Source organism: Caballeronia sp. LjRoot34, from assembly GCF_964253815.1.
GTDB lineage: Bacteria > Pseudomonadota > Gammaproteobacteria > Burkholderiales > Burkholderiaceae > Caballeronia.
On sequence record NZ_CAXUSB020000001.1, the window covers coordinates 2807607 to 2829648 of the forward strand.

22 protein-coding genes and 1 tRNA gene are annotated in these 22042 nt (G+C 59.3%); 6 read left to right on the forward strand and 17 right to left on the reverse strand.

Features of this window, described 5'->3' with window-relative positions; genetic code table 11:
* Nucleotides 1–6: 6 nt before the first annotated feature.
* From ACSQ36_RS12555 to ACSQ36_RS12605, 11 genes are all read right to left on the reverse strand, one after another.
* Complete coding sequence (locus ACSQ36_RS12555) at nucleotides 7–1260, reverse strand: NADH-quinone oxidoreductase subunit D (protein WP_089164957.1); 1254 nt, start codon at nucleotides 1258–1260, stop codon at nucleotides 7–9.
* A 9-nt stretch (nucleotides 1261–1269) separates the two neighbouring features.
* Nucleotides 1270–1872, reverse strand: a complete 603-nt coding sequence (locus ACSQ36_RS12560) for an NADH-quinone oxidoreductase subunit C (protein ID WP_436182127.1) — start codon at nucleotides 1870–1872, stop codon at nucleotides 1270–1272.
* A 123-nt stretch (nucleotides 1873–1995) separates the two neighbouring features.
* Nucleotides 1996–2475 (reverse strand): NuoB/complex I 20 kDa subunit family protein, encoded by a 480-nt coding sequence (locus ACSQ36_RS12565; protein ID WP_027819582.1) that lies wholly within the window; start codon nucleotides 2473–2475, stop codon nucleotides 1996–1998.
* A gap of 75 nt (nucleotides 2476–2550) precedes the next feature.
* Nucleotides 2551–2910, reverse strand: coding sequence for an NADH-quinone oxidoreductase subunit A (locus tag ACSQ36_RS12570; RefSeq protein WP_213767377.1), 360 nt, complete (start codon nucleotides 2908–2910; stop codon nucleotides 2551–2553).
* 166 nt (nucleotides 2911–3076) lie between these two features.
* Nucleotides 3077–3161 (reverse strand) — tRNA-Leu (locus ACSQ36_RS12575).
* Between the two features lie 114 nt (nucleotides 3162–3275).
* Nucleotides 3276–3653 carry a preprotein translocase subunit SecG gene (secG, locus tag ACSQ36_RS12580; protein WP_213767378.1) on the reverse strand — a complete coding sequence of 126 codons (378 nt, stop codon included), beginning with the start codon at nucleotides 3651–3653 and terminating at the stop codon, nucleotides 3276–3278.
* A gap of 87 nt (nucleotides 3654–3740) precedes the next feature.
* Nucleotides 3741–4523 (reverse strand): triose-phosphate isomerase, encoded by a 783-nt coding sequence (gene tpiA / locus ACSQ36_RS12585; protein WP_436182128.1) that lies wholly within the window; start codon nucleotides 4521–4523, stop codon nucleotides 3741–3743.
* Nucleotides 4524–4695: 172 nt separating this feature from the next.
* Entirely contained in the window at nucleotides 4696–5712 is a 1017-nt protein-coding gene (locus ACSQ36_RS12590) for an NAD(P)H-quinone oxidoreductase (protein WP_436182129.1), read from the reverse strand.
* Between the two features lie 180 nt (nucleotides 5713–5892).
* Complete coding sequence (pnp, locus tag ACSQ36_RS12595) at nucleotides 5893–8040, reverse strand: polyribonucleotide nucleotidyltransferase (RefSeq protein WP_436182130.1); 2148 nt, start codon at nucleotides 8038–8040, stop codon at nucleotides 5893–5895.
* A gap of 366 nt (nucleotides 8041–8406) precedes the next feature.
* Complete coding sequence (rpsO, locus tag ACSQ36_RS12600) at nucleotides 8407–8685, reverse strand: 30S ribosomal protein S15 (protein WP_213767382.1); 279 nt, start codon at nucleotides 8683–8685, stop codon at nucleotides 8407–8409.
* Nucleotides 8686–8958: 273 nt separating this feature from the next.
* Entirely contained in the window at nucleotides 8959–10356 is a 1398-nt protein-coding gene (locus ACSQ36_RS12605) for a branched-chain amino acid ABC transporter substrate-binding protein (protein ID WP_436182131.1), read from the reverse strand.
* Between the two features lie 300 nt (nucleotides 10357–10656).
* On the opposite strand from ACSQ36_RS12605, the gene ACSQ36_RS12610 reads away from it, so the two are divergent.
* Nucleotides 10657–11166, forward strand: coding sequence for a hypothetical protein (locus ACSQ36_RS12610; protein WP_436182132.1), 510 nt, complete (start codon nucleotides 10657–10659; stop codon nucleotides 11164–11166).
* Nucleotides 11167–11378: 212 nt separating this feature from the next.
* Nucleotides 11379–12035, forward strand: a complete 657-nt coding sequence (locus tag ACSQ36_RS12615) for a carbonic anhydrase (RefSeq protein WP_436182133.1) — start codon at nucleotides 11379–11381, stop codon at nucleotides 12033–12035.
* Nucleotides 12036–12192: 157 nt separating this feature from the next.
* Here ACSQ36_RS12615 and ACSQ36_RS12620 read toward each other — a convergent pair whose 3' ends face one another.
* The 6 genes from ACSQ36_RS12620 to ACSQ36_RS12645 form a co-directional block, all read right to left on the reverse strand.
* Complete coding sequence (locus ACSQ36_RS12620; RefSeq protein ID WP_213767385.1) at nucleotides 12193–13737, reverse strand: 2-isopropylmalate synthase; 1545 nt, start codon at nucleotides 13735–13737, stop codon at nucleotides 12193–12195.
* Nucleotides 13738–14088: 351 nt separating this feature from the next.
* Nucleotides 14089–14952: a CDP-diacylglycerol--serine O-phosphatidyltransferase gene (gene pssA, locus ACSQ36_RS12625; protein WP_213767386.1), complete on the reverse strand. Its 864-nt coding sequence runs from the start codon at nucleotides 14950–14952 to the stop codon at nucleotides 14089–14091.
* Between the two features lie 66 nt (nucleotides 14953–15018).
* The gene (locus ACSQ36_RS12630; RefSeq protein ID WP_062084542.1) at nucleotides 15019–15663 is read right to left on the reverse strand and encodes a phosphatidylserine decarboxylase; all 645 of its coding nucleotides are present in this window, start codon (nucleotides 15661–15663) and stop codon (nucleotides 15019–15021) included.
* A gap of 136 nt (nucleotides 15664–15799) precedes the next feature.
* Nucleotides 15800–16816: a ketol-acid reductoisomerase gene (gene ilvC, locus ACSQ36_RS12635; RefSeq protein WP_213767387.1), complete on the reverse strand. Its 1017-nt coding sequence runs from the start codon at nucleotides 16814–16816 to the stop codon at nucleotides 15800–15802.
* 70 nt (nucleotides 16817–16886) lie between these two features.
* Nucleotides 16887–17378 carry an acetolactate synthase small subunit gene (gene ilvN / locus ACSQ36_RS12640; protein WP_047844600.1) on the reverse strand — a complete coding sequence of 164 codons (492 nt, stop codon included), beginning with the start codon at nucleotides 17376–17378 and terminating at the stop codon, nucleotides 16887–16889.
* A gap of 116 nt (nucleotides 17379–17494) precedes the next feature.
* Nucleotides 17495–19258 (reverse strand): acetolactate synthase 3 catalytic subunit, encoded by a 1764-nt coding sequence (locus ACSQ36_RS12645; protein WP_213767388.1) that lies wholly within the window; start codon nucleotides 19256–19258, stop codon nucleotides 17495–17497.
* A 384-nt stretch (nucleotides 19259–19642) separates the two neighbouring features.
* Here ACSQ36_RS12645 and ACSQ36_RS12650 point away from each other — a divergent pair, with 384 nt between their 5' ends.
* From ACSQ36_RS12650 to ACSQ36_RS12665, 4 genes are read left to right on the forward strand one after another with little or no spacing between them, the layout of a single operon-like run.
* Nucleotides 19643–20206, forward strand: coding sequence for an RNA polymerase sigma factor (locus tag ACSQ36_RS12650; RefSeq protein ID WP_047844602.1), 564 nt, complete (start codon nucleotides 19643–19645; stop codon nucleotides 20204–20206).
* A complete protein-coding gene (locus tag ACSQ36_RS12655) occupies nucleotides 20203–20649 on the forward strand; it encodes a DUF3619 family protein (RefSeq protein ID WP_213767389.1) in 447 nt (148 codons plus the stop codon). The genes ACSQ36_RS12650 and ACSQ36_RS12655 overlap by 4 nt, the downstream gene beginning before the upstream one ends.
* An 18-nt stretch (nucleotides 20650–20667) precedes the next feature.
* Nucleotides 20668–21417: a DUF3106 domain-containing protein gene (locus ACSQ36_RS12660; RefSeq protein ID WP_436182134.1), complete on the forward strand. Its 750-nt coding sequence runs from the start codon at nucleotides 20668–20670 to the stop codon at nucleotides 21415–21417.
* Between the two features lie 7 nt (nucleotides 21418–21424).
* A complete protein-coding gene (locus ACSQ36_RS12665) occupies nucleotides 21425–21949 on the forward strand; it encodes an RDD family protein (protein ID WP_436182135.1) in 525 nt (174 codons plus the stop codon).
* Nucleotides 21950–22042 lie beyond the last annotated feature (93 nt).

Genomic DNA, 22042 nt, shown 5'->3' on the forward strand with positions numbered 1-22042 from the left:
TGCATGTCAGCGATCGATCTCACCGAACACGATGTCCTGCGTGCCGATGATCGTCACCGCGTCCGCAATCATGTGACCGCGAGCCATTTCGTCGAGTGAAGCAAGATGCGCATAACCCGGAGCACGAATCTTCAGCCGATACGGCTTGTTCGCGCCATCCGAAATCAGATAGATACCGAACTCGCCCTTCGGATGCTCGATTGCCGCGTAGGTCTCGCCTTCGGGAACGTGAAAACCTTCCGTGAAGAGCTTGAAATGGTGAATCAGCTCTTCCATGTTGGTCTTCATGCCCACGCGCGACGGCGGCGCAATCTTGTGATTGTCGACCATCACCGGGCCTGGATTCTTACGAAGCCAGTCAATACATTGTTTCGCGATGCGAGTGGACTGACGCATTTCTTCCACGCGCACGAGATAACGGTCGTAGCAGTCGCCGTTCACGCCGACCGGAATGTCAAAGTCGAGCTGATCATAGACTTCGTACGGCTGCTTCTTGCGCAAATCCCACTCAATGCCCGAGCCGCGCAGCATCGCGCCGGTCATGCCGAGCTGCAACGCGCGCTCAGGACTGACCACGCCGATACCCACCAGCCGCTGCTTCCAGATACGGTTGTCGGTCAGCAGCGTCTCGTACTCGTCGACGCACTTCGGAAACCGGCCGAAAAACTCTTCGATAAAATCGAGCAACGAACCCTGACGGGTTTCGTTCATCCGTGACAACGCCTTCGCATTGCGGATTTTCGACGCTTTGTATTGCGGCATTGCGTCAGGCAGGTCGCGATATACGCCGCCCGGACGGTAATACGCTGCGTGCATCCGTGCGCCGGAGACCGCTTCGTACACGTCCATCAGGTCTTCACGTTCGCGGAACGCATACAGAAAAACCGCCATGGCGCCGACGTCGAGCGCGTGCGAGCCGATCCACATCAGGTGGTTCAGCACGCGCGTAATTTCGTCGAACAGCACGCGGATATATTTCGCGCGAATGGGGATGTCGATGCCGAGCAGCTTCTCGATCGCCAACACGTAGCCGTGCTCGTTGGCCATCATCGACACATAGTCGAGACGGTCCATGTACGGTACGGACTGAATGAAGGTCTTCGATTCCGCGAGCTTTTCAGTCGCGCGATGCAGCAGGCCGATATGCGGATCGGCGCGCTGAATCACTTCGCCGTCCAGTTCCAGCACGAGGCGCAGCACACCGTGCGCGGCCGGGTGTTGCGGACCGAAATTGAGCGTGTAGTTCTTGATCTCTGCCATGGAGTTCTCTTAGTGTTTCAGACCGCCATAGCGGTCCTCGCGGATCACGCGCGGCGTGATTTCGCGCGGCTCGATCGTCACTGGCTGGTACACGACGCGCTTCTCTTCGGGGTCGTAACGCATTTCGACATAACCCGACACCGGGAAGTCCTTGCGGAACGGATGGCCGATAAAACCGTAGTCGGTGAGAATGCGGCGCAGGTCGGGGTGGCCTTCGAAGACGATACCGAACAGGTCGAATGCTTCCCGCTCGTACCAGTTCGCCGATGACCAGACATCGACTGCCGACGGAACGATAGGCACTTCGTCGTCCGGTGCAAACACGCGCACGCGCAGACGCCAGTTGTTCGCGATCGAAAGAAGATGGAGGACGGCCGCGAAACGCGGGCCTTCGTAGGCGCCTTCGCCGTACGTGGAGTAGTCGACGCCGCACAGGTCGACGAGTTGTTCGAAGCCGAGCGAACGGTCGTCGCGCAGCTTGAGTATCACGTCGGCGTAGTTCGCCGCTTTGACGACGATGGTCAGTTGCCCGAGCGACTCGGTGATGCTTTGCAGGCGGTCGCCGAACGCCGCCTCGAGGTTCGCTTTCAGGGTCTCGAGTTTGCTTGCCATATTGGGGAGGCTCTGGCCTTGGTGACGCTTAATGGGACTTCAGGGACTTCAACAACGCTGACTGGCGCGCCTAATCTGTGCCATGAGTGCGCCACGACCTGTCGGCGCACATACTAACGACAATTACTGGCGAGCGATCGTGCTGGTGCGACGAATCTTCGCCTGCAACTGAATCACGCCATACACCAGCGCTTCAGCCGTCGGCGGACACCCGGGCACGTAGACATCGACCGGTACGATCCGGTCACATCCGCGCACGACCGAATACGAATAGTGGTAGTAACCACCGCCGTTGGCGCACGAACCCATGGAGATGACCCAGCGCGGCTCGGCCATCTGGTCGTAGACCTTGCGCAGTGCCGGCGCCATCTTGTTGCATAGCGTGCCGGCGACGATCATCACGTCCGACTGCCGCGGACTCGGACGAAACACGACGCCAAAACGGTCCAGATCGTAGCGGGCAGCGCCCGCGTGCATCATCTCGACCGCACAACACGCCAAGCCGAACGTCATGGGCCACAGCGAACCCGTGCGCGTCCAGTTGATCAGTTTGTCAGCCGTGGTGGTGACAAACCCTTCCTTCAAGACCCCTTCGATACTCATTTGCTTTCACTCCAGATGAGCAGCCAGCCATAGCCGCCCAGCAATCCGGTGATCTTCAACCCGCCCGTTATACCGTTACTCCCAGTCCAGCCCACCCTTTCTCCAGATGTAGGCAAAACCAAGCAGAAACTCGAGCAGAAAAACCATCATTGACAAGAAACCGGGCCAGCCAATGTCGCGCAGGGCAACGCCCCACGGAAACAGGAACGCGGTCTCGAGATCGAAAATAATGAACAGAATAGCGACGAGATAGTAACGCACATCGAACTTCATACGCGCGTCTTCGAATGCCTCGAAGCCGCACTCGTAAGGCGCGTTCTTTTCAGTGTCAGGCTTATTGGGACCGAGGATCTTACCGATGCTGACCAGCGCAATACCTAGACCGGTACCTACGACAAGGAACAGAAAGACGGGATAATAGGCTGAGAGATTCACGACTATCCTCAAATCGGTTTGATCTGGTGTGCCGGCCGGGACGACTGCCCGACCGATTTTCAACTAAAGCCGAGAAACTTGCACAAGAGACCTTGAGCAGATTTTCACTCGCCAGAAGTGACAATGCCAGCCGAAGCAATGCATGCGGCTGGCATTGGATAACTTTTGGTGCCGACGGCGAGACTCGAACTCGCACAGCTTTCGCCACTACCCCCTCAAGATAGCGTGTCTACCAATTTCACCACGTCGGCACTGTCTTGAAATCCGGAAAAACAACTTCTTATTGCCGGGAATCGCTTCAAGAACAAAATTATAACCGGGTTAACCAGTTTGTTCAACGCACAAAAAGCGATCCAGGCGAAAAATTATTTCGGAACGTCAGAGCCAGGACCCGACGATGCGACAGGTGCCGAAGCCGCTGCCGACCCCGATGCGCCAACTGCCGGATGGGTTGCGGGCGCGGTCACTGCCGCCCCGCCCAGCAAGCCTGCGGAGGCCGCCGGCTTGTAGCTGCCAAGGTACGTCAACGTCAGTGTCGAGATGAAAAACACGGCTGCAAGCACAGCTGTTGTACGCGACAGGAAGTTGGCCGAACCGGTTGCCCCGAACAGGCTTCCCGACGCCCCACTACCGAAGGCCGCGCCCATGTCGGCACCCTTACCGTGCTGCAGCAATACCAGCCCGATAACACCAAACGCCGACAACAACTGGACGACGATAATCAAAGTCTTTAAATACAGCATTCCGTTCACCCGACTCTTTTAATGTTCACATGACACTGTTGCGTCATGCTTTTAATGCTTACATTTTCGAAAGCTTAAACTCGGCGATTAAACCGAAACGTTTTGTGCCGCCTGACAAATCGCAAGGAAATCGTTCGACTTCAGCGATGCACCGCCAATCAATCCGCCGTCGATGTCCTGTTGAGCGAATAACTCTTCCGCGTTCTCCGGCTTGACGCTGCCACCGTACAAGACCGGGACGTCCGCCACTGCCGCGCTCTTGCCCACCAGTTGCGCCCGCAGGAATGCGTGAACCTGTTGCGCCTGCGCTGTCGTCGCGCTTTTTCCCGAGCCGATCGCCCAGACCGGCTCATACGCCACGACGATCTTCGCCGCCTGGGCTTCGCTCAGCACCCGCAACACCGCTTCCAGTTGCGTACCGACCACTTGTTCTGTCAAACCCTTGTCACGTTGTTCCAGCGTTTCGCCCACACACACGATAGGCGTCAGCCCCGCTTCCAAGGCTCGCTGCGCCTTCACCGCGACCAGGTCCGAATGCTCGCCATGATAGGCGCGCCGCTCCGAGTGACCCACGATCGCAAATGTTGCATCAAAATCCGCCGCCATGCCTGCGGCGACTTCGCCGGTATAAGCGCCCTGCGTGTGGGCTGACACGTCCTGGACACCCCACGCGACCACCGATCCGCCCAGCAGCGCCTGCGCCTGCGCCAGATACGGCGTGGGTACGCAAACCGCTGTGCGCACGCCCTTCTGCAAGGTCGCGGCGCCGGCGGCCACGGCTTGCATCAAGACCGCGTTCTCAGCCAGACGGCCATGCATCTTCCAGTTACCGACCACCAGCTTGGCGCGTTTGGCTTGTTCTTTCGGCATTTGTCTCGTCGTAGCAGCGAGGCTGCCGATCATTGAAATAGAAAAATTGGAACTTTCGGAGGCAACGCGCCAGCACAACATGCAATTTTACTGTGCGCGGCGGAAAACGGTCAAACACGCGCTCAAACAACGTGATCTGAGCTGCCTCCCATTTCAACTCCAGGGTCCGGAATCAGGCGACCTGACTCCAGTCCAGCATGATCTTGCCAATGTGCGTACTACCTTCCATCAACGCGTGTGCGGCGGCGGCCTGATCGGCGGGGAAAACCTGGTGAATGACAGGCTTGATCCGTCCCGCTTCGATTTCCGGCCACACCTGCGTCTTCAGTTGCACCGCGACCCTGCCCTTGAACGTGACCGAGCGTGGCCGCAATGTGGACCCGGTGATTACCAGACGGCGGCGCAGCACTTCGTTGAGGTTGATCTCGGCCTTCGAACCACCCAGGGTTGCGATGACCACCACCCGGCCGCCGTCGGCCAGCGCCTTCAGCTCGCGCGGAAGATAGTCGCCGGCGACCATGTCGAGGATCACATCGACACCGCGGTCGTTCGTCAGCGACTTCACCACGTCAACGAAATCTTCCGTGTTGTAGTTGATCGCGCGTTCCGCACCCAGCTTTTCGCACGCCTGACACTTTTCGTCGTTTCCGGCCGTCACGAACACGCGATGCCCCAACGCCTTTGCTATCTGGATAGCCGTCACGCCAATGCCACTCGACCCGCCCTGGATCAGCAACGTTTCTTCCGCGCCGTTCTCGCCCTTGCCCAGATGCGCGCGTTCGAACACGTTACTCCAGACCGTGAAGAACGTTTCCGGCAGCGACGCCGCCTCGATATCCGTCAACCCCTTCGGCACCGGCAGGCATTGCTCGAGCGGCGCGCACGCGTATTCGGCGTAACCGCCGCCCGCGAGCAGCGCACACACGCGGTCCCCTGCTTTCAAACCGAACGAATTGTGCTTCGGATCGAAGTCACCGCGCACGATCTCACCCGCGACCTCCAGCCCCGGCAGATCCGACGCACCCGGCGGCGGCGCATAACCCCCCTTGCGCTGGAACACGTCCGGACGATTCACGCCCGATGCCGCGACCTTGATCAGCACTTCGCCGGCCTTCGGCTCCGGCATCGGACGCTCGCCCAGCTTCAGTACGTCGGGTGCGCCAAACTCGGTGATTTCGATGGCTTTCATCTGCTTGTTCCCTTCAAGTCACACGCGCGTAACACCGATGCATAACCCCATGGCATTGCGGGCTCACTCAGCCGAACCCCGCAATAACATCGAATCACATCCGAACCATCACATTGCACCATCACATTCAAAAATGGCCGGCGCGCGACCTTCACGCGCCGGCCACTCGAACTTACCGCATTACTGCTGCGTCGGCTGGATCGGTTCGATAGGCGCGCCGCCTTCATTCAGCAAAGCCTTCGCCGACAAACGAACACGACCCTTTTCGTCTGTCTGGATGACCTTGACCTTCACGATCTGGCCTTCCTTCAGGTAGTCGTTGATGTCCTTGATGCGCTCGTTGACGATTTCCGAGATGTGCAGCAGACCATCCTTACCCGGAAGAATATTCACGATTGCACCGAAGTCCAGCAATTTGAGTACCGGGCCTTCGTAGACCTGACCCACTTCCACTTCAGCCGTGATGTTCTCAATGCGCTTCTTCGCTTCCGCCATGCCTTCGCTGCTCGTGCTGGCGATAGTCACCACGCCGTCATCGGAAATATCGATGGTCGTGTTGGTTTCTTCGGTCAACGCACGGATCACCGAACCGCCCTTGCCGATCACGTCGCGGATCTTCTCCGGATTGATCTTCATGGTGATCATGCGCGGCGCGTAGTCCGACAGGTTCGTGTTCGTACCCGGAACAGCGGTCGTCATCTTGCCCAGGATATGCATGCGGCCTTCCTTCGCCTGCGCGAGCGCCACCTGCATGATTTCCTTCGTGATGCCCTGGATCTTGATGTCCATCTGCAGTGCCGTCACGCCTTGCGCCGTGCCCGCCACCTTGAAGTCCATGTCGCCGAGGTGATCTTCGTCGCCCAGGATGTCCGTCAGCACCGCGAACTTGTTGCCTTCGAGGATCAGGCCCATCGCGATACCCGCGACGTGCGCCTTCATGGGCACACCAGCGTCCATGAGTGCGAGACAGCCGCCGCAGACCGAAGCCATCGACGAAGAGCCGTTCGATTCCGTGATTTCCGATACCACGCGAATGGAGTAGCCGAATTCCTCGGCGCTCGGCAGCACTGCCACCAATGCGCGCTTCGCCAGACGGCCGTGACCGATTTCACGGCGCTTCGGCGAACCGACGCGACCCGTTTCGCCGGTCGCGAACGGAGGCATGTTGTAGTGAAGCATGAAGCGTTCGCGATACTCGCCTTCGAGCGCGTCGATGTTCTGTTCGTCGCCCTTCGTGCCCAGCGTCGCGATCACGAGCGCTTGCGTTTCGCCGCGCGTGAACAACGCCGAACCGTGCGTACGCGGCAGCACGCCGGTACGGATTTCGATCGGACGGACGGTGCGGGTGTCGCGGCCGTCAATACGCGGTTCGCCGTTCAGGATCTGCGTACGGACGATCTTCGCTTCGATGTCGAACAGCACGTTGCCGATGGTCGCCTTGTCAGCGGGCGTTTCGCCCTTGGCAACGGCTTCTTCGGTCAGCTTTGCGGTCGTCGATGCGTAGACTTCCTTCAGCTTTGCGGTGCGAGCCGATTTGTCGCGGATCTGGTACACGGCATTCAGATCGGCTTGAGCGAGTTCAGCTACACGAGCGATCAGCGGCTCGTTCTTCGGTGCCGGCGCCCAATCCCATTCCGGCTTGCCACCTTCGGCAACCAGTTCATGGATCGCGTCGATAGCGATTTGCATCTGATCGTGACCGAACACAACAGCGGCCAGCATGACTTCTTCGGTCAGTTGCTGCGCTTCCGATTCCACCATCAGCACCGCGCGTTCCGTACCGGCGACGATCAAATCGAGCGCCGATTCCCTCATTTGCGGACGCGTCGGGTTCAGGACGAATTCGTTGTTGATATACGCGACGCGGGCAGCACCCACCGGGCCGTTGAACGGCAGGCCGGAGATAGCCAGCGCGGCCGACGCGCCGATCAGCGCGGGGATGTCGGCGGGCACATCGGGATTCAGTGACAGCACGTGAATCACGACCTGGACTTCGTTGTAATAGCCTTCCGGGAACAACGGGCGCAACGGACGATCGATCAGGCGCGAGATCAGCGTTTCGCCTTCCGACGGACGGCCTTCGCGACGGAAGAAACCACCCGGGATCTTGCCGGCTGCGTAGGTCTTTTCCAGATAATCGACGGTCAACGGGAAGAAATCCTGGCCCGGCTTTGCCGTCTTCGCGCCGACAACCGTCGCGAGCACCACGGTATCTTCAATATCAACGATCACGGCGCCGCTTGCCTGGCGCGCGATTTCACCTGTTTCCAGGCGTACGTTGTGTTGTCCCCACTTGAATTCCTTGACGATCTTTTTAAACATTCTCACTCCTTCTTCGTTATGCCTCGCGCTTGTTCGAGCGTGTTGTCGTGGACTCCAGAGCATCCGGAGCCCGTGCACGCGCTGAAAAAACGGCGAAGCCAAGCGATGACCGGAACCGCGCGAAAAGAGGGGTGTATGTCATTCCAACGCAACACGACACGCGATGCGCATGACGCGCTGGAATGACACAAAGCTCTGCCGCGAGGCCCGGTCCTGTAGTCGAATCGGCTTCCGATCCGGGGTTGGCTTTAATGCAAGCCTTCGATATTTCCCGCTACTTTCACTTCTGCGCCCATGAAGAGCGCGCCGTTCAAAAACAAAATGCCTGTATCAGCAAACTGACACAGGCATTTCGTTGTGAACGCTGGCCGCTTACTTACGCAGGCCCAGCTTCTCGATCAGCGTGCGATAACGATCAGCGTCTTTGCCCTTGAGGTAATCGAGCAGCTTACGACGGCGGCTCACCATGCGCAGCAGGCCGCGGCGGCTGTGGTGATCCTTCGTGTGAGCCTTGAAGTGAACGGTCAGTTCATTGATACGGGTGGTCAGCAGTGCAACCTGCACTTCTGGCGATCCGGTGTCATTAGCGGCGCGCGCGTATTCTGCGACGACGTCGGACTTCTTTGCATGAGCAGCAACTACGGTAGACATTTGATTTTCCTTTGAAACGGACAGGCGGTCACGGAAGAAGGGCCGTGCCGTGGGTTTTCTACATCTGTCCTCAGCCGCCGAAACTTGATCTCGACCTTGGACTTCCTTGCCGGACGGGCCTGAGGAACGCTTTAAGCGGGCTTTGCATCCCACAATTCCACTCAACCCGGAGTACGGCAAGTCGCGAATTATAGCACAGCAACTTTTGCCGTCGACCGGGTTCGAGACGACGGGTGAAATGATGCAATAGGCCGGCGCCCAAGCTTATTGTTTTTACGACGCCGGGCGTTTCATCTGGCAGGTGGTCGGCATCGCGGTCTGGGCGGCCGGGATCTTGAGCAGCGTCCGAAAGCCAAAGCCGGAACCTTCGTTGTCGAAACGCACACCACGCACGCCGGCCGAACCCGCCTTATCCATTTCGATCACGTAAAGGGGCTGGATCAGTTGATGGTCGGCGGCGCGCATTTCTATCGTCTGGAAACCCTTGTCCAGCTTCATGCCTTCCAGCGCGTGCGCGACCGCGGCCGGGTCGGTGCTGTGCGCTTTCTCCATGGCCTGCACGAGCATCTCGATCATGAGCGGCATGCGCAGGAAGAGGTAATCGTCGGCGGGCGCGGGGAAACGGGCGCGGAACGCTTCGTAATAAGCATCCGACGCCGTGCCGCCTGCGTTCGGATGCCAGTCGGCCACTGCCACGACGTGCTTTACGCCGGCGTCGCCCAGAGCGGCGGGCGCGCCCAAGCTGTTGCCGTAGAACGTATAGAAATGCGTGTCGAGTCCTTGTTCGCGAGCGGCCTTGACGAGCAGCGTCAGGTCGTTGCCCCAGTTGCCCGTGATCACCGCGTCGGCGCCGCTTGCGCGGATCTTGGCAATGTACGGCGCGAAGTCCTTCACGCGGCCGGCGGGGATGAATTCATCGGCGACGATCGAGATGTCCGGACGGCGCTCCTTCAACGCTCGCTGGGCTTCATGGCTGACATCGTGGCCGAAGCTGTAGTCCTGGTTGAACAAATAAACTTTCTTCACCGATTGATCGCGCTGGATGACATCGGCGAGCGCATTCATGCGCATGCCGGCGTGGGCATCGAAGCGGAAATGCCAGAAGCTGCAATCCGCATTGGTGAGCGCGGGGTCGTCGGCGGAATAATTGAGGAACACCACGCGATGCCCGGGATCGCGGGCATTTTGTTTATTGATCGCGTCGATGAGCGCCGCTGCAACCGCCGAACTATTGCCCTGCATGACAAAGCCAACATTCTGGTCGATGGCCGCACGCAACTGGACAAGGCTGGCTTCGCTGCTGCCCTTGCCGTCGAGGACCACGAGTTGCAGCGGGTGTTTGCCATCGGGCAAGGTGACGCCACCGTTCGCGTTCACGCGCTCCACACCGAAGCGCAGATTGCGCTCGACGGCCGCGCCCGCGTTGGCGAACGGTCCGGACATGCCTTCGATCATCGCGATTCGAATGGGGGGCAAACCGGGAGCTGCATCCGCCGCGCACGCGGGGGCAACCAACACGCTGCCAACACATGAAGCCACCAGCAACGAGCCACCGAGGCGCTTACCGGCGCGCAATGCGCGGCCGAGCAACCCGAACCACCCCGCCGGCAGGAACCGATTACCTGCCCTGAAAGAAACCACGCACCGCAAACCGAGACCCATACAGTCCATTACAGTTCATCCACGAATAAATGACGCCGAACATGACAGCAAAGCGAATCGCGGATCATAGGGCGTTCGGCACGCTGCGTGCAACCGCCCAGGAAAAATGCGAACGGAAATGGAATAGCTACCCGGGCCCGCGCGTTCCAGCTATAACCGCAAGCACGCTCTGACCGAAGGACGAACCGGCGACCGCAATCAAAACCGCCCGCTTACCGCGTGTCAAAATAAGCGACACAGCGCAGATCACCAGAAAAACCCACAACCAATCGTGGATACAGCGTGGAAACGAATACGAAGGAGGTTTCGATGTTGAGCAAGGCAATACGAAAACCCGCGGCAGCAATGGCGCTCGCCCTTCTGCTTACGGCGTGCGCGCAGCCGTGGCAGAACTACCAGGCGGGCGCCGACTCATCGACCATCACGGCAAAGCTGGGGCCGCCGAAAGAGGTCTATGACCTGCCGAATGGCGGCAAGCGCCTGATGTGGCCGACCCAACCGCTGGGCGAGGTGACGACGGCGGCGGATATCGACGCATCGGGAAAGATCATGAGCGTGCGGCAGGTTCTGGATGAAAACGAGTTCTACAAAGCGCAGATCGGCACCTGGACGCGCAAGGACGTGCTGATCAACTTCGGCCGTCCGGAGGAGACGTCCTACTTCCCATTGATGAAACGCGAGGTATGGACGTACCGGTACATGGAGGCAAACGTCTGGTACATGATGTACAGCTTTTACTTCGATGACCAGGGCACGCTCCGCCTGACGCAAAAAACGCCCGACCCGCTTCACGATCCCGACGCCCGGAATTTCTTCTGATTTCTCTGGAAAGTACCGAAGAAGTCTGTTGTCGACGAAAAAATGCCGCCCGAAAAAGCGGCATTTTTTTACGCCTGGACTGCCGGAACCTTTTAATAAAAAGTGATTCGCAAGGTTAATCGCGGCGCAGCAATGACGCCGGAAGCCCGTTTCCAGCGATAATTTGACCGTTGCAGTGCTGTACCTCTCATTACGCTTTGGAGCTGATACCCATGCATCGACCTAAACGCATGCTGGCTGAGAACGCCGACTGGGCGGCTGAAATTGCCGCCAGCGACCCGGATTTCTTCGAAACACTGGCACAGGGTCAAAGTCCGACCGTGCTGTGGCTGGGATGCTCCGACAGCCGTGTGCCGGCCGAAACCATCACGCACTCGAAGCCCGGTGATTTATTCGTCCATCGCAACATCGCGAACCTCTTTTCTCCGGACGATGACAACACCATGAGCGTCCTCGAATACGCGGTGAGGGTGCTGAAAGTGGACCACGTGATTGTGTGCGGACACTACGGCTGCGGGGGCGTGCGTGCGTCGTTGCTGCCGTTGTCCGACGCCTTGCCCCACGTCAACCGCCGCATTGCCCCGTTGTGCGCGCTGGCGCGTGAGCATAGCGGCGAACTCGACGCCATGAGCACGATGGATTCGCGCATCGACCGGCTGGCGGAACTGAGCGTGCTTGAACAAGTGGGCGCGCTGCGTGACACGCCCATCGTGCGCGACGCCGAGCGTCCGCCGCGCGTTCACGGCTGGATCTTCGGTCTGCGCGACGGCCGCATCAAGGTGCTTTCGTCCGGAGACCCCGCCGATTCCGACACCGACACCGCGGGCGAGCCCACCGGCTCTTCAAATGCAGCCGCGAAAGCAGCATGACCCGCACCGGCGCATGGCGCGTGATCGAAACCACCCGCTTGCTGTCGGGCATAAAGCTGCAATGAAAAACGGCCCTCGCTTTTGGCGAGAGCCGTTTTTTAACCGATGAAGCGCCGGATACGCGCCTCAATCGAATCAATCACTCAATCGAATCAATTTAGGAAAGCTGCGGATTCAGCTTCTCGACCTTCGAATGCAGCTTGTTCAGTGCCGCGAGATACGCCTTCGCCGACGCCGCCACGATATCTGGGTCCGTGCCCACGCCGTTCACGATCCGGCCGCTCTTCGACAAACGCACGGTCACTTCGCCCTGAGCCTGCGTACCCGTGGTAATGGCGTTCACCGAATACAGCACCAGCTCGGCGCCGCTCGTCACCTTCGATTCGATCGCGTGCAGCGTGGCATCGACCGGGCCGTTACCTCGCGATTCACCCTGCACTTCGATACCATCGACCGCAAACACCACACGCGCGTGCGGCTGCTCACCCGTTTCCGAATGCTGAGCCAGCGACACGAAGCGGAACGTTTCCTTCGCCTGCATTTCCGCTGATTCTTCGGAGACGATCGCCATGATGTCTTCATCGAATATCTCGGATTTACGATCGGCGAGTTCCTTGAAGCGCACGAACGCGGCGTTCACGTCCGTTTCCGATTCCAGCGTCACACCGAGATCTTCCAGGCGCTGCTTGAACGCGTTACGACCCGACAACTTGCCGAGCACGATCTTGTTGGTCGCCCAGCCCACGTCTTCGGCACGCATGATTTCGTAGGTATCGCGCGCTTTGAGCACGCCATCCTGGTGAATGCCGGAAGCATGCGCAAACGCGTTCGCGCCGACCACAGCCTTGTTCGGCTGCACAACAAAACCGGTGATCTGCGAGACGAGCTTCGAAGTCGGCACGATATGCGTTGTATCGATACCGAGTTCCAGCCCGTAGTAATCCTTGCGCGTTTTCATCGCCATCACGACTTCTTCCAGCGCCGTGTTGCCCGCGCGCTCGCCGAGGCCGTTGATGGTGCACTCAATCTGACGCGCGCCGCCGATGTGGACACCGGCCAGCGAATTCGCGACCGCCATGCCGAGGTCATCATGGCAATGCACGGACCACACCGCCTTGTCCGAATTCGGCACGCGTTCGCGGATGGTCTTGATCAGGTTGCCGTAGCCTTCCGGCACGGCGTAGCCGACCGTATCGGGAATATTGATGATGGTCGCCCCTTCATCAATCACCGCTTCCAGCACGCGGCACAGGAAATCGAGATCCGAGCGGCTGCCGTCTTCCGGCGAGAATTCGACGTCGTCGGTGAACTTGCGCGCGAAACGCGTGGCGAGACGCGCCTGCTCGTAGACCTGATCCGCGCTCATGCGCAGCTTCTTTTCCATATGCAGCGCCGACGTGGCAATGAACGTATGGATACGGAAGTGATCGGCGGGCTTCAGGGCGTCAGCAGCGCGCTGGATGTCTTTATCGTTGGCGCGGGCCAGCGAGCAGATCGTGCTGTCCTTGATCAAGCCGGCAATGGTATGAATCGCGTCGAAATCGCCGTTGGAACTGGCCGCAAAGCCTGCTTCGATCACATCGACCTTCATCCGTTCGAGCGCCTTCGCGATCCGGATCTTCTCGTCCTTCGTCATCGACGCGCCGGGGGATTGCTCGCCATCGCGCAAGGTCGTGTCGAAAATGATCAGTTTGTCTGCCATGTCGGGCTCCAGTGGGGAGTTTTAGAGTGTTGAAAACGGTGGGGAAAAACAATACGGAATCCGGGTGTTCGCGCCACCGCTGGCGTCGAAAACCACGAACGAGCAGACGGGAGGCGGGAAGCTTAGCGCGGCAGGCGCGCTAGTAGCGGTAGCGCGCGTAGCGGCGCACCAGCTAGGAAAAACGAGAGGGGATGGGCGAAAAAAATCATTTGCAGACTATAACGAGATTTTTGAGAGCGTGCAATTGGGCTTTCCGATCGATCCGATTGACTTTACCCGCATGGTTTTGGACCACGCGGCGCCCAAAAGCAAAAAGCGCGCACCGGGTTCAAGCCGATGCGCGCGGTTCTTTCAGTGCGCTTTTTCAGACGATCTGGCCGGATTCGGCCGGCCGCGTATGGCCATGTACCCCCACCATGCGTAACCGGAAAAACCGTACAACACGAACAAGCCGAACAACATCAAGGGCGGATCCGACGACACCAGCACAAACGCCACCACCACCAGCAGCACGCCGGCGAACGGGACACGGAAGCGCACATCGAGCGCCTTGCCGCTGTAGAACGGCGCGTTCGATACCATCGTGACACCGGCATAGATGGTCAACGCAAACGCCACCCACGGCAGCCAGACCAGCTTCAGCGGCACACGGTTGTCGGTAGCGAGCCACACGAAACCCGCGATCAACGCCGCCGCCGCCGGGCTCGGCAGGCCCTGGAAGTAGCGTTTATCGACCACGCCTACGTTCGTATTGAAGCGCGCGAGGCGCAACGCCGCACCCGAGCAATAGACGAACGCCGCGAGCCAGCCCCATCGGCCCAGGTCCTTCAGGATCCATTCGTACATCACCAGCGCGGGCGCCACGCCAAACGAGACCATGTCCGAGAGGCTGTCGAACTGCTCGCCGAACGCGCTCTGTGTATGCGTCATGCGTGCAACCCGGCCGTCCATGCCATCCAGCACCATGGCTACGAAGATCGCGATGGCCGCGATCTCGAAGCGCACGTTCATAGCCTGAACGACCGCGAAAAAGCCGCAGAACAACGCGGCCGTGGTGAACGCGTTGGGCAGCAGGTAAATGCCGCGCTTCCTCAAAAACTGTTGCCGCTTCGCACGCCGCGTTTCCAGCACGCCGATGTCCTGCGCCGACTTGTTACGGCGAAACGCCCGTGGGGGTGTTGCCGTGCTTCGCGTTCGGCGCGGTTTGAGTGCCATCGAGTCCTCCGTTGTGCAGCCTGGTTTTACCGCTTTATTTGTACTGATTCTCTGCCGGTTCACTGACTACTCTGCGAACTCAGCAAGGATGGTAGACGAGGCCGACACCTTCTCGCCAATCGCCACCCGCGGACGGCTGCCCACCGGCAGATACACATCGACTCGCGATCCAAAGCGGATAAAGCCATAACGCTGGCCACGGTTAAGCGGCTCGCCAACGTGGACGTAGCACAAAATACGCCGCGCGATCAGTCCGGCGATCTGCACCGAAGTCACCGTATGCCCTGCCGCCGTCTGGATCACGATCGCATTGCGTTCGTTCTCGGTCGAGGCTTTATCGACGGCTGCATTGAGATACGAACCGGGAAAGTACTCCACCTTGCTGATAGCGCCATCGACGGGGGAGCGCTGCGAGTGGACATTGAACACGTTCATGAACACGCTGATCTTCAGCGCTTCGCGGCCCGCGTAAGGGTCGTGCGCGGTTTCCACTGCGACGATACGCCCGTCTGCCGGACACAGCACGGCGTTCGCCTGAACGGGAATCGGCCGGGCGGGGTCACGGAAAAACTGGACGACGAAGATCGTCAATAGCCAGAACGGCCAGGCAAAACCAAAGCCGCCGATGGCCTGGATCAACACGGCAATGACAGCCGCAATGGCAATAAACGGCCAGCCTTCACGCGCGATGATCGGATGTGGATAGTTCATGAACGAGTTCTATGTTTTTAGTAAAACCGTAGGATAGCAAAAGCCGTCCGGCGCCAAGCGACACCGGACGGCTTGCGGTCTTCACCAGGACCGGCATACGAGGCCGGTCGTGCAGCTTTTTTAGTTCTGAAGCTGCTTAGTTCTTCGACTGATCAACCAGCTTGTTTGCAGCGATCCACGGCATCATGGCGCGCAGCTTGGCGCCGACCGTTTCGATCTGGTGCTCAGCCGTCAGGCGGCGGCGCGATTGCAGCGTCGGCGCGCCAGCCTTGTTTTCGATGATGAAGCTCTTTGCGTACTCGCCGGTCTGGATGTCGGTCAGCACTTGCTTCATTGCCTTCTTCGTTTCCGACGTCACGATCTTCGGACCCGTCACATATTCGCCGTATTCGGCGTTGTTCGAGATCGAGTAGTTCATGTTGGCGATGCCGCCTTCATAGATCAGGTCGACGATCAGCTTCAGTTCGTGCAGGCATTCGAAGTACGCCATTTCCGGCGCGTAACCCGCTTCCACCAGCGTTTCGAAGCCAGCCTTGATCAGATCGACCGTACCGCCGCAAAGCACAGCTTGCTCGCCGAACAAGTCAGTTTCCGTTTCTTCGCGGAAGTTCGTTTCGATAATACCGGCACGGCCGCCGCCGTTCGCTGCTGCATACGACAATGCCACGTCGCGTGCCGCGCCCGACTTGTCTTGTGCCACGGCGATCAGGTGAGGAACGCCGCCGCCCTGGGCGTACGTGCTGCGAACCGTGTGGCCTGGCGCCTTCGGGGCGATCATGATCACGTCGAGGTCGGCACGCGGGATAACCTGGCCGTAATGCACGTTGAAGCCGTGCGCGAATGCCAATGCAGCGCCTTCCTTGGCGTTGTCATGCACTTCGTTCTTGTAGACTTCAGCGATCTGCTCGTCCGGCAGCAGCATCATGACCACGTCCGCGCCCTTCACGGCTTCAGCGACTTCCTTGACCTTCAGGCCGGCCTTCTCAGCCTTGCTCCACGATGCGCCGTTCTTGCGCAGACCGACCGTCACGTTCACACCGCTTTCCTTCAGGTTCAGCGCGTGCGCATGGCCTTGCGAGCCATAACCGATGATCGTGACTTGCTTGCCCTTGATGAGGGAGAGGTCGGCGTCTTTGTCGTAGAAAACTTTCATGGTGGTTCCTTTGCTTGAATTTAGTTTGTGAAATTGGGTGCCAAATAACGCACGCGTTGTTCAGGCGCTCTCAGACCTTCAGGATTCGCTCGCCCCGGCCAATGCCGGAACTGCCTGTGCGCACGGTCTCGAGAATTGCCGTTGCGTCCAGCCCCTGAATAAATGCGTCGAGCTTGTCGCTCGCGCCCGTCAGTTCCATCGTGTAGCTTTTTTCGGTAACGTCGATGATGCGGCCGCGGAAGATATCCGCCATCCGCTTCATCTCTTCCCGTTCCTTACCGACCGCTCTCACCTTGATCAGCATCAGCTCGCGCTCGATGTGGGCGCCCTCTGTCAGGTCGACCACTTTCACCACCTCGATCAGGCGGTTCAGGTGCTTTGTGATCTGTTCGATCACGTCATCCGAGCCAATGGAAACGATGGTCAGCCGCGACAGCGAACTGTCTTCGGTCGGCGCCACCGTCAAGGTTTCAATGTTGTAGCCACGCGCGGAAAAGAGCCCGACGACACGCGATAACGCGCCCGGTTCGTTTTCCAGCAGCACGGAAATAATGTGTCTCATGATAGGTGCGTTCCTGATTTATCCAGTTAGATAGCTTGTTTTCGCGAGACTCGTGCGCGGCCGGACGTCTTTCGTGAAGACGGGCGCGCGCGAGCCGCGCTAAGGGAAAACAGCCGTTATAGATCTTCCGATCCGAGCAGCATTTCCGTGATGCCCTTGCCTGCCTGGACCATCGGAAACACGTTTTCGGTGGGATCTGTCTGGAAGTCGAGGAACACCGTGCGATCCTTCAGGCGCAGTGCTTCTTTCAGCGCCGGTTCGACGTCGCGCGTGTGCTCGATGCGCATGCCCACGTGACCATAAGCCTCAGCCAGCTTCACGAAGTCAGGCAGCGCGTCCATGTAAGAACTGGAGTAGCGCTTCTTGTATTCGATCTGCTGCCACTGGCGAACCATGCCGAGATAGCGGTTGTTCAGCGAGATGATCTTGATCGGCGTGTTGTACTGCTTGCACGTCGACAATTCCTGGATGCACATCTGGACCGAGCCTTCGCCCGTGATGCACAGCACCTCGTCGTCCGGGTGCGCCATCTTCACGCCCATGGCCGCCGGCAAGCCGAAGCCCATGGTGCCGAGACCACCTGAATTGATCCATCGACGCGGCTTGTTGAAGCGATAGAACTGCGCCGCCCACATTTGATGCTGGCCGACGTCCGAACAAACGAATGCTTCGCCGTCGGTCAGTTCCCACGCCTTTTCGACCACGTACTGCGGCTTGATGATCTCGCTTGCGCGGTCGAACTTGAGGCAGTCCTTCGAACGCCATGCCTCGATGTCCTTCCACCAGTCGGCCAGCGCCGCCGTGTCCGGACCGTGTTCGGCCGTCTGCAACTGTTCGATCAACTCTTTCAGCACTTCCTTCACGTCGCCAACAATCGGAATATCGACCTTCACGCGCTTGGAAATGGACGACGGATCAATGTCGATGTGAATGATCTTCTTCGCATGCGACGCGAAATGCTCCGGATCGCCGATCACGCGGTCATCGAAACGTGCGCCGATCGCAATCAGCACGTCGCAATGCTGCATGGCCATGTTGGCTTCGTACGTGCCGTGCATGCCGAGCATGCCGAGGAATTTCTTGTTGTCCGCGCGATAACCGCCCAGGCCCATCAGCGTATTCGTCACCGGATAACCGAGCAGGTCGGCGAACTGGTTCAACTCACGCGCCGCATTCGCCAGGATGATGCCACCGCCCGTGTAGATGTACGGACGCTTCGCCGAGAGCAACAACTGCACGGCCTTGCGGATCTGGCCCGAATGACCTTTGGTCACCGGATTGTACGAACGCAGCGAGACGGATTTGATTGGTTCGTACTTGCACGGCGTCTTCGACACATCTTTCGGAATGTCGATCAGCACCGGGCCGGGACGTCCCGTCCGGGCGATGTAAAACGCCTTCTTGATGGTCAAAGCAAGCTCACGCACGTCCTTCACAAGGAAGTTGTGCTTGACGCATGGACGCGTAATGCCGACCGTATCGCATTCCTGGAACGCATCCTGGCCGATTGCCGCGGTAGGAACCTGGCCGCTGATGATCACGAGCGGGATGGAATCCATGTAGGCAGTGGCAATACCGGTCACCGCATTGGTGACGCCGGGGCCGGAGGTCACGAGGCACACGCCGACATTACCCGTGGAGCGCGCGTAGGCGTCAGCGGCATGAACCGCGGCCTGTTCGTGGCGCACGAGGATGTGCTGGATCTGGTCCTGCTTGTACAACTCGTCGTAGATATAGAGTACCGAGCCGCCGGGATAGCCCCAAATGAACTCGACTTTTTCGTCAGCGAGCGCGCGCATGAGCACGGTGCCGCCGATGGATTCAGCTTCGAGGGGGGGAGTCGTATCCGACGTGGAGAATTCCGCGCTGGGCATATTCATACATTCACCTTTCGAATTTTCGGCAAAAAATTGATTGGGTGCTCTCTGCCGGGCTTATGGCTCGGGTTCAAGCGGCGCGTCTAAATGGGAAGCGGGCTTCTTGGGCTCGCCTCAAAGAGACAGTTCACTTTATGATGCGAGTCGGAAACGATAGCCCGAGGCAATAAAGGTCGTCAAGGAAAAATTGCACAATCCCGCCTGAAGCGAGCAGGAATCGCGGCTTAAAGGCTCGGATTTATCCGAAATACTGAAGAAAACTCTGTGTTTCAGCCTGTAACGGCGGCGCATTTCCTCGCTGTTCACTCAAAAGTTTGCTAGCATCCGCAGGTTTTAAACCTCTCACCAACTCTTATCGACGCACGCTCGTTGCGCCGGGCCTCACGGATGGCATCAGACAAGGAACTCGCCGATTTTCTGGCGGGCGTCGAAAGACGCGCGTTTAAGCAGACGGTGTACACCGTACGCGACGACGATGCGGCGCTCGACATCGTTCAGGATGCGATGATCAAGCTCGCCGAAAAATACGGCGACCGGCCACCGCCCGAATTGCCCCTTTTGTTTCAGCGTATCCTGCAGAATGCAACGCACGACTATTTCCGGCGCCAAAAGGTCCGTAATACGTGGGTAAGCCTGTTCTCCTCGTTCGGCAACGCCGACGACGACGAATTCGACCCCCTGGAGACCTTCGAATCGCAGGACGGGACGGTCGGTGCGGAAAGCAGCGAGAGCCGGCTCGAGCGTGAACAGGTGCTCAACCTGATCGACGCGGAGATCCAAAAACTACCAGCACGTCAACGGGAAGCGTTTCTCATGCGTTACTGGGAGGATATGGATGTCGCCGAAACCGCCGCTGCAATGGGCTGCTCTGAAGGCAGCGTAAAAACACATTGCTCGCGGGCCACGCACGCGCTGGCACACGCGCTGAAGGCGAAAGGAATCACGCTATGAGCAACGCTCTCGATCACAAGGAAACCGAGTTCGCGCTGAAGGTACGCCGCGCGCTCGACGAAAACATCAATTCGCTACCCGCCGCATCGCTCGACAAGCTCGCAGCGGCGCGCCGGACGGCGATCGCACGCAAGAAGCCGGAAAAAGTCGCGGTCGCCGCGCCGGTTTTCGCGCCTTCGCTCGCCGGGGCGGGCATGGCAGGTCCGGGTTCGCTCGGCCCGGCCGGCTCTGGCCACGCGGGTAAACGCGGCCGCTTCTCGCGCCTCGCGCTGGCGTGGCCGCTGCTCGCGCTCGTGATCGGGTTGGCTGGCATCGCTTATTTCGAGGACCAGCAGCGCACCGCGGAACTCGCCGATATCGACGCGGCCATGCTCAGCGACAATCTCCCGCTCGACGCCTATCTCGACCACGGTTTCAACGCGTACCTGACGCGCAATCATTAAGACTGCAGGAGTCATCGGGTGAGTTACAAGCGCGGCCTCGCGATTGTCTTTGGATGCGCAATTGCGGGACTTGTCGCGTTTGCCGCCACCTATCCGCGTTTCTACTCGTCCGCTTCGGCGTTGCCCGTTGCCGCCGCGCCGGCCGGGGCGAGCGCGGGAGAAGTCCTGTCGCCACTTTCTTCGCTCTCCTCCCCCGCCAGTCCTATGGCATGGGCCCGGCTCACCGACGCGCAACGGGTCGCGCTCGCGCCGTTCGCTTCGCAATGGGATCAGTTCAGCGAAGAACGTAAGCGCAATTGGATCAAGATAGCGTCGCGATACAAGAAGATGTCGCCCGATGCGCAAAAACGCCTGCATGAACGAATGACCGAATGGGTCCACATGACCCCGGAACAACGCAAGGTCGCGCGCGAAAATTATCAGGTTTCGAAGTCCGTCCCTGTTGAGAAGCGGGAACGCGCCTGGGATGCTTATCAAAAGCTCCCGGAAGATCAGAAGAAAAAGCTCGCCGCCACCGAACACCCGCGCCGGCCAACCGTTGTCAGCGCGCCGCCTTCCGGTAAAACCGAAGTCAAGGATATCGACCGGCTGATGACCGCCCGGGAACATTCGCGTGCTTCCGAGGCTGCTGCAATGGGGACGTCTGCTTCTCCGGCGGCGCCCGCCGCTCCCGTTGTTCCCGCCATTCCCAGCGCCGCCAGTTTTGTGCCGGCCACGCCGATTCCGGTTTCGCCGCAACAGGCGCCGTCCATATTCAACGGGTCTTAGGCACAAATTGAGCGCTTCCTCTCTGGAATCTGTCGAGTCTCCCGAATTGAGCGCGCCCAGACTGCGTCGCCGACTGGCTACGATGCTCTATGAAGGCGTGATCCTGTTCGGGATCGTTTTTATCGCCGGGTATTTGTTCAGCACGCTCACCCAGCAACGCAACGGACTCACCCACCACAATCTGCTGATGGCGTGGATCGGGTTTGTGCTCGCAGTTTATTTCGTCTACTTCTGGACACATGGCGGGCAGACACTGCCCATGAAAACCTGGCGGCTGAAAGTGGTCGATGCGCGTGGAGCGCCGGTTTCAACCGCACGCGCCATCGCGCGCTATGTGTTTGCGTGGTTGTGGTTCCTGCCGCCGCTGGCGTTGCATCCGTTGCTCAAGCTTTCCGTTCCGGCCACGCTTGTAGTGGCCGCCGTGTGGATCGTGCTGTGGGCCACAGCAGTGTGGCTCGATCCGGCACGACAGTTTTTGCATGACCGGCTGGCCGGAACACGGATCGTGGGCGTGGTCCCACCGGCGGCTTAGCCCAACATCCGCAATGTTGAACCGCTGTGGATCACGGCAACGAAAAAACCTCAAGCGATATCTCTCAGGCCTCCGAAGCGTCAGTTGCGCGCT